The sequence below is a fragment of the Pantoea sp. SoEX genome, from assembly GCF_009829945.1.
In the GTDB taxonomy this organism is placed as follows: domain Bacteria; phylum Pseudomonadota; class Gammaproteobacteria; order Enterobacterales; family Enterobacteriaceae; genus Pantoea_C.
The window spans coordinates 62399-78248 of sequence record NZ_SZZT01000002.1 but is presented as its reverse complement, the minus strand read 5'-3'; the positions used below and the strand labels follow the sequence as shown (position 1 = coordinate 78248).

The window sequence follows — 15850 nt, the reverse complement described above, 5'->3', positions numbered from 1 at the left end:
ACTTTATTAAGTTACTAAATAAAATTTATTTTTATAAAAAGATTATAAACCTAGAACATCCCACATATTAAAAATCCCAGATTTCTTTTTTTGTAACCATTTTATTGCTTTAATTACTCCTAGAGTAAAATTCATACGATTACTAATTCTATGTGTAATTTCTATTCTTTCACCTATGCTTGCAAAGATTGCTGTATGTTCGCCTATAATATCTCCAGCTCTTATTGCAGAAAACCCTATCGATCTTTTTTTGCGCTTACCAATAATTCCTTTTTTTCTATATATTGAATGTTCATCTAATTGCCATTTCATGACATCAGCTATTATTCTTCCCATAGCTAATGCAGTTCCTGAAGGAGCATCAATTTTACTGTTGTGATGTGCTTCAATAATCTCAATATCTGAATTATTTCCTATTATTTTAGCTGTTTTTTCTAATAACTTTAGGATGATATTCATACCTATACTAAAATTAGCAGATAAAACAATTGGAATTTCATTAGATAATTTATTAATTAATTGATATTCTTCTACATCAAATCCTGTAGTACCAATAATAATGGATTTTCTATATTTATGACATATCTTTAAGTTTGTTAGGGTAACTTTTGGGTTTGTAAAATCAACCAAACAATCGAACCTATCTATTATATTAGATATATTATCTGTTACTTTTATACCAATTTTGTTATTTCCAATTAGTGTTCCTGCATCATGATCAATTACAGAAGATCCTGGTTTTACTATAACTCCACTTAAATTAATATTTTCTTTTGTCATTACACTAATTAAGTTACGACCCATACGTCCTTCAGCACCTGTAACAGCGATTCTCATTTTATCCATAATAGTACCTTTATAAAATGATTTTACATTAAATATTTTTTATTTAAATTTGATTAATATTTTACCAGCTAGCTAATTAAATAATTTTAATAAGTTATAATTTAACTATTGATTAATATAAATATATTATCATAAATTAAAAGTAATTTTTTCTTTTCTTCCGATTAACTCTACAATACTGTTATTGCCTAAATTAATTAAATATTCTATAACTTCCTCTACTAAAATATCTGGCGCTGAAGCACTGGCAGTAACACCAATATAATTGATATTTATTAACCAATCATTATTGATATCTTCAGCTGAATCAATTAACTTAGCTTTTTTACCTAGACCTCTTACCACTTCTACTAATCTATTAGCGTTAGATGAATTTTGTGAACCAATAACTAATATTAATTCTGTATGTTTAGCTAAAATCTTAACTGCTGCTTGCCTATTAGCAGTTGCATAGCAGATATCTTCTTTACGCGGACCAGAAATATAAGGAAAGCGCTCTCGTAGTTTATTTATAATTGTAGAAGTATCATCAACTGATAAAGTGCTTTGTGTCATAAAATTAACTTTTCTTTCATTTTTTAATGTTAATCTATATATATCGTTAACTGAGTTTATTACATAAATTCCTCCGTATGAATTTTCATATTGTCCTATTGTACCTTGTGTTTCCGGATGATTAGAATGACCTATAAAGATTGCTTCTATGCCATTACGGCTAGCTTTTTTTACTTCCATATGTATTTTTGTTACTAATGGGCATGTTGCATCTAACAGAATTTTAGGATTAATTTTTTTAACTGTTTTTCTTATTTTTTGAGATACACCATGTGCAGAAAATATCAAAACAGAATTATTAGGTATTTCATCAATACTTTTAACGAAAATGACACCAAGTTTTGTTAAATGATTAACTATATAATAATTATGTACTATTTCATTATATACATATACTGGAGGTCCATGAGTTTCTAAAGCCTGTTCAACAATAGTAATTGCTCGCCTAACACCGGCACAAAATCCACGAGGATTTGCTAGCAAAATTTTCATTATTATTCCAATCTGTAGTGAATTAGTAAATTTAATATAGTTGTTTTTACTTTAGTAATTTAAAATTCAAATGTTTTAGTTATTAATAATATTAAACCTATAAATATACTACAATCCGCAATGTTAAATGTAGCAAAATGGAGATTTTTTATATGAAAATCAATAAAATCAACAACAAAACCATTACTAATACGGTCAATTAAGTTACTAAATGCTCCCCCAATAATTAGTGTATATGCAGTATATACAACATTATTAAAATCACTATAATACATTGTAACTAACATAAATATAATAATAGAGATTGTAAAAACTATAAAAAACCAACGTTGCCAATTTTTACCTTCAGACAATATGCTAAAAGCAATACCATAATTACGACAATACAATATATTCAAGAAAGAAGTTAGTTTATATTTTTCATATAAATACATAACATGCATTATTTCTTGTTTGGTAATTATATCTACGAAAATTATGATAAATGCTAAAAATAAAAACCATAATATAGCTGATAATTTCATAAATTTACTCATTAAACAAATTTACGTTTTTCACTATTTCCAATCATGTTTTCATGACAACGATTACATATATTTTCTATATTAGTAGAAATACTTTTAATATCTTGCGTATAATGCCAACATCTAAAACATTTTTTTCCTTCAGCTTTATAACATTCAATTTTTAAATATTCAAATGATCTACTTTTGTGTGCTAGGTAACTTGCATCATTATAATTTAAAATTTGAACATTAGATGTTAGCAATACAAATTTTAATTCATTCTCTAACATATTTAATTTTTTAGATAATTCTGAACCTACATATAATTTAACATTGGCCTCTAAAGAACTGCCAATAATTTTATCTTTTCTAGCTTGTTCTATTACTTTATTTACTTCACTCTTTATATTTATGATATCTGCCCAATATTCATCATTTAATTTATCATTTTCTGATAAACTAAAAAGATTTTTATACCATTTATCTGCAAATATATACTTAGTGCGATTACCTAACAAATAACCCCAAATCTCATCAGCTGTAAAAGATAAAATTGGGGAAATCCACCTTACTAAGGATTCTATTATATGCCATAAAGCAGTCTGACAGCTTCTACGTTCCAAACTATTTTGCTGCATGGTATATAGTCTATCTTTAATAATATCAAAATAAAAGGAACTCATTTCTATAGAACAAAAATATAGTATACGTTTAACAATGGTGTGAAATTCATATTTTTCATAAAGTGATATAATATTTTTTTGTGTTTTTTGAGCACTACCAACTGCCCATTTATCCAATATTAACATATTATTTGGTTTTACTAAATTACATACCGGGTCAAAATCATTTATATTTGCTAACAAAAAACGTACTGTATTACGAATTTTTCTATATGAATCAACTGAATATTGTAAAATAGAATCAGAAATATTCATTTCTGTAGAATAATCAGTAGATGCTACCCAAAATCTCAAAATATCAGCTCCAAATTTCTTTATTACATTTTTGGGAGAAATTATATTTCCTATTGATTTTGACATCTTGCGTCCTTTACTATCTACGGTAAAACATTGTGTTAACACTTGACTATAAGGAGCTTTATTACTAATTGCAGTAGAAATGATTAATGAAGACATGAACCAACCACGATATTGATCTACTCCTTCTAAATACATATCAGGTTGTTGATTTTGAAACTCTTTGTGTTTTTCAACTACTGTAAAAATAGTGGAACCGGAATCAAACCATACATCAAGTGTATCAGTTAATTTTAAGTAATCATTTGGTTGAGTAATAAATTTTTCAGGATCTAAATCCCACCAAACTTGAATTCCATATTTTTCAACCAAAACTGCTACTTTTTCTATTATATCTAAAGTATCGGGATGTAATTGTTGAGTTGCTTTATTTATAAACAGAGGCATAGGAACACCCCAAATACGCTGACGAGATATACACCAATCAGGTCTATTTAATATCATAGATTCCATGCATGTTTGACCCCAACTAGGAATCCAATTGACTTGTTTAATGTTATTCAATAATTTTGTACGAAGATTATTATGGTTCATATCTATAAACCATTGTGATGTAGTTTTAAAAATAATTGGAGTTTTATGGCGCCAGCAGTGAGGATAACTATGTGATATATCTTTGATACTCAATAATGCATCGTTAATTTTCAATAAATCAATAATAATTTTGTTAGCTTTAAAAATATTAATATTATCTAATAAAGGGTGTATACCTTTGATATATAATCCATTTGGGCTAATTATATTTACTACACTATTAATTCCATATTTTTTTGCAATTGTATAATCATCTATACCATGATTAGGTGCAATATGTACTGCACCAGTACCAGTATCCATTGTAACATGTTCACTTAAAATTACAGGAGAAATATTGCCAAAGACAGGATTTTTGAATTTTTTAAATTCAAGTTGTTTACCTTGACATTCTCCTACGATGATAAAATCATATACTCCAATACGTTTTAATGAACTTTCTAATAAATCTTTAGCAATGATCAAAAATAGATCTTTGACTTTTATCAACTGATAGCAAAACTCTGGATGTAATGATATAGCACAATTTGCTGGAATGGTCCAAGGAGTAGTTGTCCAAATAACTAAAAAAATAGAATCAATATTTTGTGATACTCCAAAAACATCGCGAATTAAATTAGAGTTAACTGCTTTAAACATAACATCTATTGAAGATGAAATTTTATCAATATACTCAACTTCAGCTTCTGCTAATGATGAACAACAATCTATACACCAATATACTGGTTTTAAACCTTTATATAAATATCCTTCCTTAATGATTTTACCTAATACTCTAATAATATTAGCTTCAGTTTCAAAATTCATTGTTAAGTATGGATAATCCCAATTTCCTAAAACACCTAAACGAATAAAATCGATTTTTTGTTTTTCAACTTGTTCACTGGCAAATTTACGACATAACTTACGAAAATTTAAATTACTGTTATGATTTTTTGGTTTGCCTACTAATTGTTCAATTTTATGTTCTATAGGTAAACCATGGCAGTCCCATCCAGGTATATAAGGAGCATCATAATCTGACAGGATTTTAGATTTAATAATAATATCTTTTAAAATTTTATTTACAGAATGACCTATATGAATTTTTCCATTAGCATATGGAGGTCCATCATGTAAAATAAATATTTTTTTTCCTTTTTTAGCTTCTTTAACTATTTGGTAAAGATTATCTCTATTCCAGGAATTTAAAATTTTTGTTTCAGTACTGACAAGGTTCCCTTTCATAGGAAAATTTGTTTTGGGTAGATTTAAAGTAGATTTGTAATCAATCATTATGTTTATAATTCCATTTTTAAGTAGATCTATAGTTAATCATTATATTTCAAGTTCCATTTTATGTTTATTTAAAAAAAAATTCTTAGCAACTATTATATCTTGTGAAATTTGTTTTTTTAATATTTCTAGTGATCTAAAATTTTTTTCATTTCTTATTTTATGCAATAATGCCACTTCTATATATTTACCATATAGATTAATATTTATGCCAAATAAATGTACTTCTAAACGATAAAAAAAATCTTTTATTGTTGGTCGCATACCTATATTAGCTACTCCAAATAAAGGTTTTATAAATATACCATATACTTCAACAGCATAAATTCCTTTTACTGGACATATGTTACGATTTAAATTAATATTTGCAGTAGGAAAACCCAATAAATGTCCTAATGCGTTTCCATATACTATTTTACCGGAAATAATAAAAGGACGACCTAACATAGATTTTGCTAAAATAAGATTGTTTTTTGCAAGAGCATTACGTATAGAAGTGCTGCTAATTCTTTCATTGCTATCATAATCGTATAAATTATCAATAATATTTATCTTAAAATTATATTTAATGCTAGCTTTTTTTAATAAATATATATCACCTTTACCTTTATAACCAAAACGAAAATCATTACCTATAGAAAGATATTTTATTCCTAGTTTATTAACTAATAAATTATAAATAAAATTATTAGGTGACATCATAGAAAAATTTTGATTAAAACGTACACATAATACAGTATTAACTCCATATTGTGATAAATATTTCAATTTCTGACGAAAGGATGTTAATCGTGCTGGTGCATTCTTTCCGAGAAATAATTCAAGAGTTTGTGGTTCAAATAACATTACCATGATTGGTAAATCATATTTAATTGCTTTTTCACGAAGTTTAAATAGCAAAGATTGATGTCCTCTATGAACTCCATCAAAATTTCCAATTGTTAATACACAACCATGATGATGTTGTTTAATATTATGGATACCACGAATTATATTCATGATTAACTCTAATTACAATTAATAGAACATAAATTATCATTATGCATTAAATATTAATTTTAAGAAATATTTTTATTTTATTTACTTTTTCATTAGAAAATTTATTAAATATAATTATTGTCTATTTTATTTGTTAATTTATAAAAAATATTGCATCAAAATAACCATGAATTATTGTAAAGGAAAATATTGACAAAAAAATATTTAACATAGATAATTAAACTTTAAATTTTGATGTACTATAATAAATAATTATTAGGAAAAAATTTTGGCCAATATTAAATCATCTAAAAAAAGAGCTATCATATCTGAAAAACGTCGTAAAATTAATTCTAGCTATCGCTCTATGGTTCGTACTTTTATAAAAAAAGTTTATTCTGCAATAGAATCAGGAGATAAAACAGCAGCTCAAAATGCATTTATTAGAATGCAGCCAGTAATAGATAGGCAATCTTCTAAAGGATTAATTAGCAAAAATAAGGCAGCTCGATATAAATCTAGACTTATAAGAAGAATTAGTAGTCTATAATATATAAAAAATCAACGTGGTTTGTAAATCAACGTGGTCTGTTATTAATTACAAAAATATTTATTTAATTTAATTTTCTATTTATCTATTGTTGGTTATTGGATTTAATGAGGTCTTCAAAAAATTTTTTTACACCATCAAAAAAACGTTTAGAACGTGGACTATTTCGTTCTCCAGTTGGTCCTCCAAAACTTTTTTCTAATTCACTAAGTAGATATTTTTGTTTTTCGTTAAGGCTAACCGGTGTTTCTACCACAACTCGACACAATAAATCTCCTACTACACCAGTTCTAACTGATTTCACTCCTCTGCTTCTTATACGAAACAATTTACTTGTTTGTGTTTCAGATGGGATTTTTAGTTTAACTCTACCATTTAAAGTAGGTACCTCAATTTCACCACCTAGAGCTGCCATCGCAAAATTTATAGGGACTTCACAATAAAGATTGTTATCTTCACGCTCAAAAATTGCATGTTTTTTTACTGATACTTGGACATATAAGTCACCTGATGGAGCTCCATTTTTTCCAGCTTCACCTTCTCCACTTAGCCTAATACGATCACCTGTATCTACTCCTCCTGGAATTTTTACCGATAAAGTTTTTGATTTTTTTATCCTTCCTTGTCCATGGCAAATATTGCAAGGATTCTTAATAATTGAACCCACACCATGACAACTAGGACAGGATTGCTGAACTGTAAAAAAACCTTGTCTAATTTGAATTTGTCCAGAACCATGACAAGTATTACATGTTTGAGGTTTAGTTCCTATTTTTGTTCCACTTCCTCGACATAATTTACATTCCACCAAAGTAGGAATATAAATATCTTTTGTAACACCTAATACCACTTCTTCAAGAGTAAGTTCTAAATTGTAGCGCAAATCTGAACCTCTAGATGATCTTTGACGACGATTACTACCGAAAATATCACCAAACACATCTCCAAAAATATCACCAAAATCTGCATTACTACCCATATTAACTTTTTCAAAAGCAGAATGTCCATATTGGTCATAAGCTGCTCTTTTATTGGAATCAATTAAAATTTCATATGCCTCTTTAACTTCTTTAAATTTTTCTTCTGCCTTTTTATCACCAGGATTGCGATCTGGATGAAACTTCATTGCTAGGCGTTTATAAGCTTTTTTAATTTCACGTTCATCTGCTGACTTATCAATACCTAAAATTTCGTAATAATCATTTTTCGCCATTTTTTCACAATCCTTAACATATTCCACAGGCGCGAAATTTAGGTCGCGCGCCTATGAAAATTTTAATAAGATAATAAAACAATCAAACATAGATGAAATTATTTCTTGTTATCTTTTACTTCTTCAAATTCAGCATCCACTACATTATCATCTTTTTTACTTGTTGTAGAACTAGAATTCATATTGCTATCTTGATTTTTATCTTGTTGAGATGCCGTCATTAATTTAGTTGATACTTCAATTAATGCTTGTATCTTAGTTTCAATTTCACTCTTGTTTTCACTTTTTATCGCATTTTCTAATTCTAATAAAGATGATTTAATAGCATTCTTATCTTCTAAAGAAATTTTATCACCTATTGAATCAAGTTGCTTACGAGTACTATGGATAATTTGATCACCTTGATTACGAACCTTAACTAAATCCTCGAATTTACGATCAGATTCAGCATTTGCTTCTGCATCACGTACCATTTTTTCTATTTCTTGATCATTTAGACCAGAAGAAGCTTTAATAGTTATTTTTTGTTCTTTACCACTATTCTTATCTTTTGCTGAAACATGTAAGATACCATCAGCATCAATATCAAATGTAACTTCAATTTGTGGCATACCTCTAGGTGCAGGTTGAATTCCATCTAAATTAAATTGTCCTAAAGATTTATTGTCATTAGCACGTTTTCTTTCTCCTTGAAGTACATGAATTGTCACTGCAGATTGATTATCTTCGGCTGTTGAAAACACTTGACTGTGTTTAGTAGGTATCGTTGTATTTTTGCTAATTAAAGAAGTCATTACTCCTCCCATTGTTTCAATACCTAATGATAAAGGAGTAACATCTAATAAAAGAACATCCTTAATATCGCCACCTAAAACTCCACCTTGTACCGCTGCGCCAACTGCAACTGCTTCATCAGGATTTACATCTTTACGAGGTTCTTTGCCAAAAAAATTAGTTACTTTTGATTGTACTAGTGGCATACGTGTTTGACCACCTACTAAGATTACATCATGTATGTCAGATATTGACAAACCAGCATCTTTTAGAGCAACTTTTAATGGTTCAATAGAACGTTCAACTAAATCTTCTACTAATGACTCTAATTTCGCACGAGTTAGCTTAATATTTAGATGTTTTGGACCAGCTGCATCTGCAGTAATATATGGTAAATTAACATCAGTTTGTTGAACAGAAGAAAGTTCAATTTTTGCTTTTTCTGCAGCTTCTTTTAAACGTTGCATAGCTAATGGATCTTTATGTAAATCAATTCCTTGATCTTTTTTAAATTCAGCAACTAAATAATTTATTAAGCGACTATCAAAATCTTCTCCACCTAAATGAGTATCACCATTAGTAGCTAAAACTTCAAAAGTTTTTTCTCCATCCACTTCATCTATTTCAATAACTGAAATATCAAAAGTGCCTCCACCTAAATCGTATACTGCAATAGTTTTATTTCCTTTAGCTTTGTCTAAACCATATGCCAAAGCTGCTGCTGTAGGCTCGTTAATTATCCTCTTAACCTCAAGACCAGCAATTCTTCCTGCATCTTTAGTTGCCTGACGTTGTGCATCATTAAAATAAGCGGGAACTGTAATAACTGCTTCGCTAACTGATTCACCAAGAAAGTCTTCTGCGGTTTTTTTCATTTTTTTTAATACTTCAGCAGAAATTTGTGGAGGAGCCATTTTCTGACCTTTTACTTCTAGCCAAGCATCACCATTATCTGCTTTGATGATTTTATATGGCATGATTTTTATATCACGCTGTACTTCCTCATCTTTAAATCTACGTCCAATTAATCTTTTTATAGCAAATAATGTATTCTGCGGGTTAGTAACTGCTTGACGTTTAGCCGGTTGACCGACCAGAATTTCTGCATCCTGAGTGTAAGCTATAATAGACGGAGTAGTTCGATCACCTTCAGCATTTTCTAACACGCGAACTTGTGTTCCATCCATTATAGCTACACAAGAGTTAGTTGTACCTAGGTCAATACCAATAATCTTACCCATCTAAACGTCTCCCCTTTAACTTTTGTCAAATTGGGTTGTGATACCTAATATATAAATAATAACCATTAACTGCAACTTAAACTTATCTTGTAATACGCTTCTTTATAAATTAGTTTCACAACATCTAATGACAGGTACATGGGGATCGGTTATATAACCATCAAGGGTATTTTTAAAAAATATTTGTATTTATATTCATTTTATATAAAATAATATTAATTTATAAATCAAATACGAAATATAGATGCAACATGTATATTATTAAATATACGTGTATTTTTGGTATCTTTAATTATTATATGTATTAAATCATTAATTGTTGGTTAGTACTAAGTGATACTATTTGCTATTAAATTTGGATTAATTTTAATAATTAGGTGGTTATTTAACAATTCTAGACAATGTGGTATACATGCAAAAATACCTGGTATTTTTATATCGCCTTTTTTATCTCTAAAACCTTCTAGTGTTTCTTGAATTGATTTAGGTTGACCAGGTAGATTAATTATTAATGAACTATTACGAATTACAGCAACTTGCCTTGACAATAATGCAGTGGATACAAACCGAAGGCTAATTTGACGCATTTGTTCACCAAAACCAGGTAGTTCTCTATCTGCTATTGCTAAAGTAGCATCAGGTGTAACATCTTTTTTTGTTGGTCCAGTACCGCCTGCAGTTAAAACTAAATGACAATTCATTTTATCTACTAATTTACAAATTAATTTTTCAATTAAATGTTGTTCATCTGGTATTAGGTGAACTTCTAATTTGATTGGTGTATTAATAGCATAATTTAACCAGTTTGTTAATATTGGTATGTTTTTATCATGATAAATACCATGATAAGCACGATCTGATACAGAAATAATTCCAATTTTTATGATATTCATATTATCTCGATTTAATTGATATTATAAATAGCCATAAATTAACAAAATGTATTGAAATTTATTAATTGCTTTGCAGTGATTACTATTTTGGTTAGATTACTATGGGATTTAAAAAATATTTATTTCAGCAAAAATTCACGCAAAATATTAAAATTTGGTTTCATTGTATATGATAATAAAGGAAGTTTATTATATTTTGTTAATTCATAGGGTAATCTTATTTTTTTATTCAAAATATTTTCAATAACATCTTGAAATTTAGCAGGATGTGCAGTTCCTAAAAATAAACCATGTTCTTTTTCTTTTATACTATTTTTTAATACATGCCATGCTATAGTAGAATGAGGATCTGAAAGGTAACCAATTTTATCTAATTTACTAATAGATGATTTAGTTTTTTCATCAGACACTACACCGTAAAACAAATCTGTTAGTTTCCAAGATTTTCTATGAAAAAGTTCTTTTATTCTTGGCCAATTGTTTGGATTACTAACATCCATAGCATTTGATATAGTAGGGATAGTTATGTGTGGTTCCCATATACCACTATCTAAAAATCTGGGCACTGTGTTATTTGTATTTGTAGCAGCTATAAATCGTTTTATTGGTAAACCCAAGGATTTTGCTAAAAGCCCAGCAGTTAGATTTCCAAAATTTCCACTTGGTACTGATATTACTAAATTATTTCTTATTTCTTCAGGAAAAGCAGCTAAAGCTTCAAAATAATAACAAATTTGTGCTAAAAGCCTACAAATATTAATTGAATTAGCTGAATTTAAATGTATTGATTTGTTTAAATATACATCATCAAATGCCATTTTTACTAATGATTGACATGTATCAAAATCACTTTCTATAGCAATAGTTTCAATATTTTCTCCCATTGTACAAAATAACTTTTCTTGTAAAGGACTAATTCTATTTTTTGGATATAAAATTACAACTCTTATATTGTCCATACCATAAAATGCATGTGATATTGCGGCTCCAGTATCGCCAGAAGTGGCAGTTAAAATAGTAATTTTTTCTTTATCACAAATACATGCAAGTATTTGTGCTAAAAATCTGCCACCAAAGTCCTTAAATGCTAACGTTGGACCATGAAACAATTCTACACAGGAAATATTATGAGATATATTCTTTATGGGAACAGGGAAAGAAAATGCGTTTTTAATACACATTAACAAGTTATTTGATGTTATCTCATTTCCTATATAAGAATGTAAAATTTCGTAACTACGATCTATAAAATTAATTTTCAGCATACTATTAATAGTATCTAAATTAAAATTTGGAAGATTTACTGGGAAAAACAGTCCTTGTTTAGACCCCAAACCCTTTTTAGCAGCTTGAATAAAACTTACTTGTTCATTATGATACTTAATATTATATAATTTCATGTTTTTATCCTAATTTTCGTGCACCGAAATTATCTATGCGACAAATGTGAACAAAACCATCACTACTTCTTAAGTAATTATTTTTTAGCCATTCTGCTACAAGATTTGCCTGATCAATTTTTTTACAAATAGTAAAAATTGTAGGACCAGATCCAGAAATGCCACATACCATTGCACCTATAGTTTGTAATTCTTTTTGTACTTTCAAGAAATTTGGCAATAATTTAATACGGTATGGTTCAGCTATTATATCTCTCATTAGCATGAGAGCCAAATTGAGCTGATTGGTGTAACAAGCGTGAATAAATCCAGCTAGTAATTGGCTATGTTTAATACAATCATTTCTACAATATTGTAAAGGTAAAATTGAACGTGCTTGAGCTGTAGATATATTGATACCAGGATATGATATTACCCACAGTAAATCATTAAAAAATGGTATTTTCTGACTGATTATATTATTTTCTTCTAGAATAAATTGCATGCCTCCTAAAAAACATGGTGCTACATTATCGTAATGTATACTATGAGAAATATAACCTTCTAAATTACCCATTAATAATAATAACTCATTATTATCAAGTGGATTACCAAAAAATTCGTTAATGGCTACTAAGCCAGCTACTATAGAACAAGCGCTAGATCCTAAACCAGATCCTATAGGCAAATTTTTTTCTAATATTATTTCTACTGGTGTGATGGTGTTAATTTTTTTACAAAAATATTGCCAACATTGATATATAATATTATCTTCTGTATTATTGGGTAGTTTATTTGCAAAATGTCCTATATTATATAATTTAAAATGATTAGAAGATCTAACCGTTACACAATCACCTAAAATTGAACCATCTATCGGTGCAATTGCTACACCTAAAACATCAAATCCCACATTAACATTACCAATAGATGCTGGTGCGTAAATTTTTACCATTATTATATTCCTAACTTTTATGATAAAGTGTGAAGTAAATCAGCAAATACACCAGCTGCTGTTACATCATTTCCCGCACCATAACCTCTTAACAATAATGGAATAGGTTGATAATAACTACTATAAAATGCTAATGCGTTTTCACCATCTTTAACTTTATAAAGCGGGTTGTTTTCTGATACTTCATCAATTTTTACTTCACATATTCCACCTTTTTGAATAGTACCAACAAATCTAAGTACTTTACCATAATTGCGAGCTTTAGATACTCGATCTTTAAATACATTATCAAATTTAGATAAATATTTCATAAAATTTTCAATTTTGCTCGTATTTTTTGGCACTACGGGTTCAACTTTTATATCTTTTAATTCTAATTTATAACCTAATTCTCTAGCTAAAATCAATATTTTACGAGCAACATCATTTCCACTAAGATCTTCTCTTGGATCTGGTTCAGTATAACCTTTTTTACGCGCTATATCTGTTGCTTCGGATATAGATAATCCTTCATCTAATTTACCAAATATAAATGAAAGAGAACCTGATAGGATACCTGAAAATTTTATAAATTGATCTCCTGAGTTTAATAAACTTTTTAAGTTTTCGATCACTGGTAAACCAGCTCCAACATTAGTTTCATACAAAAATTTGCGGTTTGTGTTATTGGCAATAAAGCGTATCTGTTGATAATAATACCAAGAAGATGTATTAGCTTTTTTATTTGACGTAACTACATGGAAACCGTGAGATAGGAGATTTGTATATTGATTAGCAATTTCTTGGCTAGAAGTACAGTCTACAATTACTGGATTAGACAAATAATATTTTTTGATTAAATTAATCCATTCATTGATATCAAATTGTTTTCCAGTTTTACAGAGATTTAATTGCCAGTTGTTTAGTTCAATACCTCCTAAATTAGTTAATGATTTTTGTGAATTTGCAATTCCATAAACGTATAATTCTATTTGTTTTTCTTTTTTTAAGAAATTTTGCTGTCTATGTATTTGATTCAATAGTGTCTTTCCTACACCACCTACTCCAATTAAAAAAACTTCTATTGATTTGTTATTAACAAATAACGAATAATATATTATTTTTACACTATCTATAATATTGTTACCATTTATAACAATTGAAATTGAGCTTTTAGAATGATTGTGTAATATTGCTTTAATACTGATATTATCATGCTCTAGAGCTGAAAAAATCTTATTATATACTCCTTTAATATTAGATATTTCATCTCCTATAATTGAAATTATTCCTAAATTTTTAATTATTTTAATTGAATTACATAATATTTTTTGTAATTCAAATTCTTTGTTAAATATTTGATTAATTAGTTGCAAATCCTTTTCTAATATGTAAAAACTAATGCTAGGTTCTGAATAAGTTTGTATGAGAGAAAATATTAAAATACCAGCATTTGACACAAAAGAAATTATACGAGATAATACACTCAATATATAATTGACAGCTGGTCCAGAAATATTCAACATTACTATATCACTTAAACTAACTATACTTTTGACTAACTTATTATTTTGTTTAAGTTTTTTATTGCTAATTAAAGTTCCAGTAGATTTGACATTATAAATATTTTTAATCAAACAAGGAATTTTAAAATTATTAAAAATTTTTGCAGTTCTTAAATCAAATATTTTGCAACCAAAATAAGCTAAATCTACTGCTTCAGTATATGATATTGATTTTAATAATTTTGCATTATTAATGTAAGATAAATCACACGAATATAATCCATCGATGTTAGTCCATATCTCGCATACTTCTGCATTAATACATGCTGCTAATGCTGCTGCTGAATAATTTGAACCATCATTTCCCAGTAGTACTATTTCGTTATTTTTATTTCCAGCTATTGAACCAATCATAAGAATAATATTAGTTTTCTTAATATTCTCAAGCTCACTTTTAATTCGTTTACTAGATTCAATTATATCAATTTTAGATTCCAAGTAATTCCCATGTGAAAGTAATTTTTTTACTGGATTGATTATACTAATACTATTATTTCGAACCTTTAATATTTCTGCCATAATAACAACAGAAATTTTTCCTCCTGTAAATATAATAGAAGCATATATTTCATCTGGACAATTTTTTAATAATTTTATTCCGTTAAGCATCTTCCTTATTTTATTAAATTCTAGTTCTATGAAATTGTTTAAATAACCAAAATTTAATTTTGGCTGAATATTGACTAAATCTAATAACAAATTAGAAAAAATATTTTTAGCATCTCTAATATTAATTTTTTTTTGTATTAATTGTAATAAATAAGTCGTAGAAGACAGTACAGTTATCACTTGTCCTTGTTTCGCATTATCTTCTACAATTTCAGCTGCTAGAACCAAAAGTTTAGCATTTTCCATTGATGTTTCACCAAATTTCAGCACTCGCATGAGGCAAACTCTCCTGAGTATTAACAAAAAAGTTGATAAATATCTTTTTTAAGTAAGTTATTTTTCTTTTTTTATGTATATTCACTTTTAATATACATAGTAACAGCGATGCTGAATTTAATTTTTGTAAAATATATTGTTTTAATAATATAACGTTTAATGTAAATAAATTATTATTAAATAATTATTT

The 15850-nt window shown here is 27.8% G+C and carries 12 protein-coding genes; 1 reads left to right on the top strand and 11 read right to left on the bottom strand.

Annotation, left to right across the window (positions count from 1 at the left end):
- Positions 1-42: 42 nt before the first annotated feature.
- The 5 genes from dapB to ribF all read right to left on the bottom strand — a co-directional run bounded on the left by dapB (position 43) and on the right by ribF (position 6247).
- Positions 43-846, bottom strand: a complete 804-nt coding sequence (gene dapB / locus FD726_RS01820) for a 4-hydroxy-tetrahydrodipicolinate reductase (RefSeq protein WP_159989888.1) — start codon at positions 844-846, stop codon at positions 43-45.
- Between the two features lie 129 nt (positions 847-975).
- Positions 976-1893 (bottom strand): 4-hydroxy-3-methylbut-2-enyl diphosphate reductase, encoded by a 918-nt coding sequence (gene ispH, locus FD726_RS01815; protein ID WP_159989887.1) that lies wholly within the window; start codon positions 1891-1893, stop codon positions 976-978.
- 59 nt (positions 1894-1952) lie between these two features.
- Positions 1953-2417: a signal peptidase II gene (lspA, locus tag FD726_RS01810; protein WP_236260980.1), complete on the bottom strand. Its 465-nt coding sequence runs from the start codon at positions 2415-2417 to the stop codon at positions 1953-1955.
- An 11-nt stretch (positions 2418-2428) separates the two neighbouring features.
- Complete coding sequence (ileS, locus tag FD726_RS01805) at positions 2429-5248, bottom strand: isoleucine--tRNA ligase (RefSeq protein WP_159989885.1); 2820 nt, start codon at positions 5246-5248, stop codon at positions 2429-2431.
- A 42-nt stretch (positions 5249-5290) separates the two neighbouring features.
- Complete coding sequence (gene ribF, locus FD726_RS01800; RefSeq protein ID WP_159989884.1) at positions 5291-6247, bottom strand: bifunctional riboflavin kinase/FAD synthetase; 957 nt, start codon at positions 6245-6247, stop codon at positions 5291-5293.
- Between the two features lie 268 nt (positions 6248-6515).
- Here ribF and rpsT point away from each other — a divergent pair, with 268 nt between their 5' ends.
- Entirely contained in the window at positions 6516-6776 is a 261-nt protein-coding gene (gene rpsT, locus FD726_RS01795; protein ID WP_159989883.1) for a 30S ribosomal protein S20, read from the top strand.
- An 85-nt stretch (positions 6777-6861) separates the two neighbouring features.
- Here the strand turns inward: rpsT and dnaJ are convergent, their stop codons facing one another.
- The 6 genes from dnaJ to thrA all read right to left on the bottom strand — a co-directional run bounded on the left by dnaJ (position 6862) and on the right by thrA (position 15660).
- A complete protein-coding gene (gene dnaJ / locus FD726_RS01790) occupies positions 6862-7989 on the bottom strand; it encodes a molecular chaperone DnaJ (protein WP_159989882.1) in 1128 nt (375 codons plus the stop codon).
- Between the two features lie 98 nt (positions 7990-8087).
- The gene (gene dnaK / locus FD726_RS01785; RefSeq protein WP_159989881.1) at positions 8088-10004 is read right to left on the bottom strand and encodes a molecular chaperone DnaK; all 1917 of its coding nucleotides are present in this window, start codon (positions 10002-10004) and stop codon (positions 8088-8090) included.
- A gap of 329 nt (positions 10005-10333) precedes the next feature.
- On the bottom strand, positions 10334-10897 hold the full coding sequence (gene mog / locus FD726_RS01780) for a molybdopterin adenylyltransferase (RefSeq protein WP_159989880.1): 564 nt from the start codon (positions 10895-10897) through the stop codon (positions 10334-10336).
- A 119-nt stretch (positions 10898-11016) separates the two neighbouring features.
- Complete coding sequence (gene thrC / locus FD726_RS01775) at positions 11017-12297, bottom strand: threonine synthase (protein WP_159989879.1); 1281 nt, start codon at positions 12295-12297, stop codon at positions 11017-11019.
- Positions 12298-12301: 4 nt separating this feature from the next.
- On the bottom strand, positions 12302-13231 hold the full coding sequence (thrB, locus tag FD726_RS01770; RefSeq protein ID WP_159989878.1) for a homoserine kinase: 930 nt from the start codon (positions 13229-13231) through the stop codon (positions 12302-12304).
- Positions 13232-13248: 17 nt separating this feature from the next.
- Positions 13249-15660: a bifunctional aspartate kinase/homoserine dehydrogenase I gene (gene thrA / locus FD726_RS01765; RefSeq protein ID WP_159989877.1), complete on the bottom strand. Its 2412-nt coding sequence runs from the start codon at positions 15658-15660 to the stop codon at positions 13249-13251.
- Positions 15661-15850: the final 190 nt, after the last annotated feature.

What these genes read in the sequence shown, in the direction of transcription:
- dapB (WP_159989888.1), bottom strand. Translation starts at nt 846, where the DNA reads ATGGATAAAATGAGAATCGCTGTTACAGGTGCTGAAGGACGTATGGGT.
- ispH (WP_159989887.1), bottom strand. Translation starts at nt 1,893, where the DNA reads ATGAAAATTTTGCTAGCAAATCCTCGTGGATTTTGTGCCGGTGTTAGG.
- lspA (WP_236260980.1), bottom strand. Translation starts at nt 2,417, where the DNA reads ATGAAATTATCAGCTATATTATGGTTTTTATTTTTAGCATTTATCATA.
- ileS (WP_159989885.1), bottom strand. Translation starts at nt 5,248, where the DNA reads ATGATTGATTACAAATCTACTTTAAATCTACCCAAAACAAATTTTCCT.
- ribF (WP_159989884.1), bottom strand. Translation starts at nt 6,247, where the DNA reads ATGAATATAATTCGTGGTATCCATAATATTAAACAACATCATCATGGT.
- dnaJ (WP_159989882.1), bottom strand. Translation starts at nt 7,989, where the DNA reads ATGGCGAAAAATGATTATTACGAAATTTTAGGTATTGATAAGTCAGCA.
- dnaK (WP_159989881.1), bottom strand. Translation starts at nt 10,004, where the DNA reads ATGGGTAAGATTATTGGTATTGACCTAGGTACAACTAACTCTTGTGTA.
- mog (WP_159989880.1), bottom strand. Translation starts at nt 10,897, where the DNA reads ATGAATATCATAAAAATTGGAATTATTTCTGTATCAGATCGTGCTTAT.
- thrC (WP_159989879.1), bottom strand. Translation starts at nt 12,297, where the DNA reads ATGAAATTATATAATATTAAGTATCATAATGAACAAGTAAGTTTTATT.
- thrB (WP_159989878.1), bottom strand. Translation starts at nt 13,231, where the DNA reads ATGGTAAAAATTTACGCACCAGCATCTATTGGTAATGTTAATGTGGGA.
- thrA (WP_159989877.1), bottom strand. Translation starts at nt 15,660, where the DNA reads ATGCGAGTGCTGAAATTTGGTGAAACATCAATGGAAAATGCTAAACTT.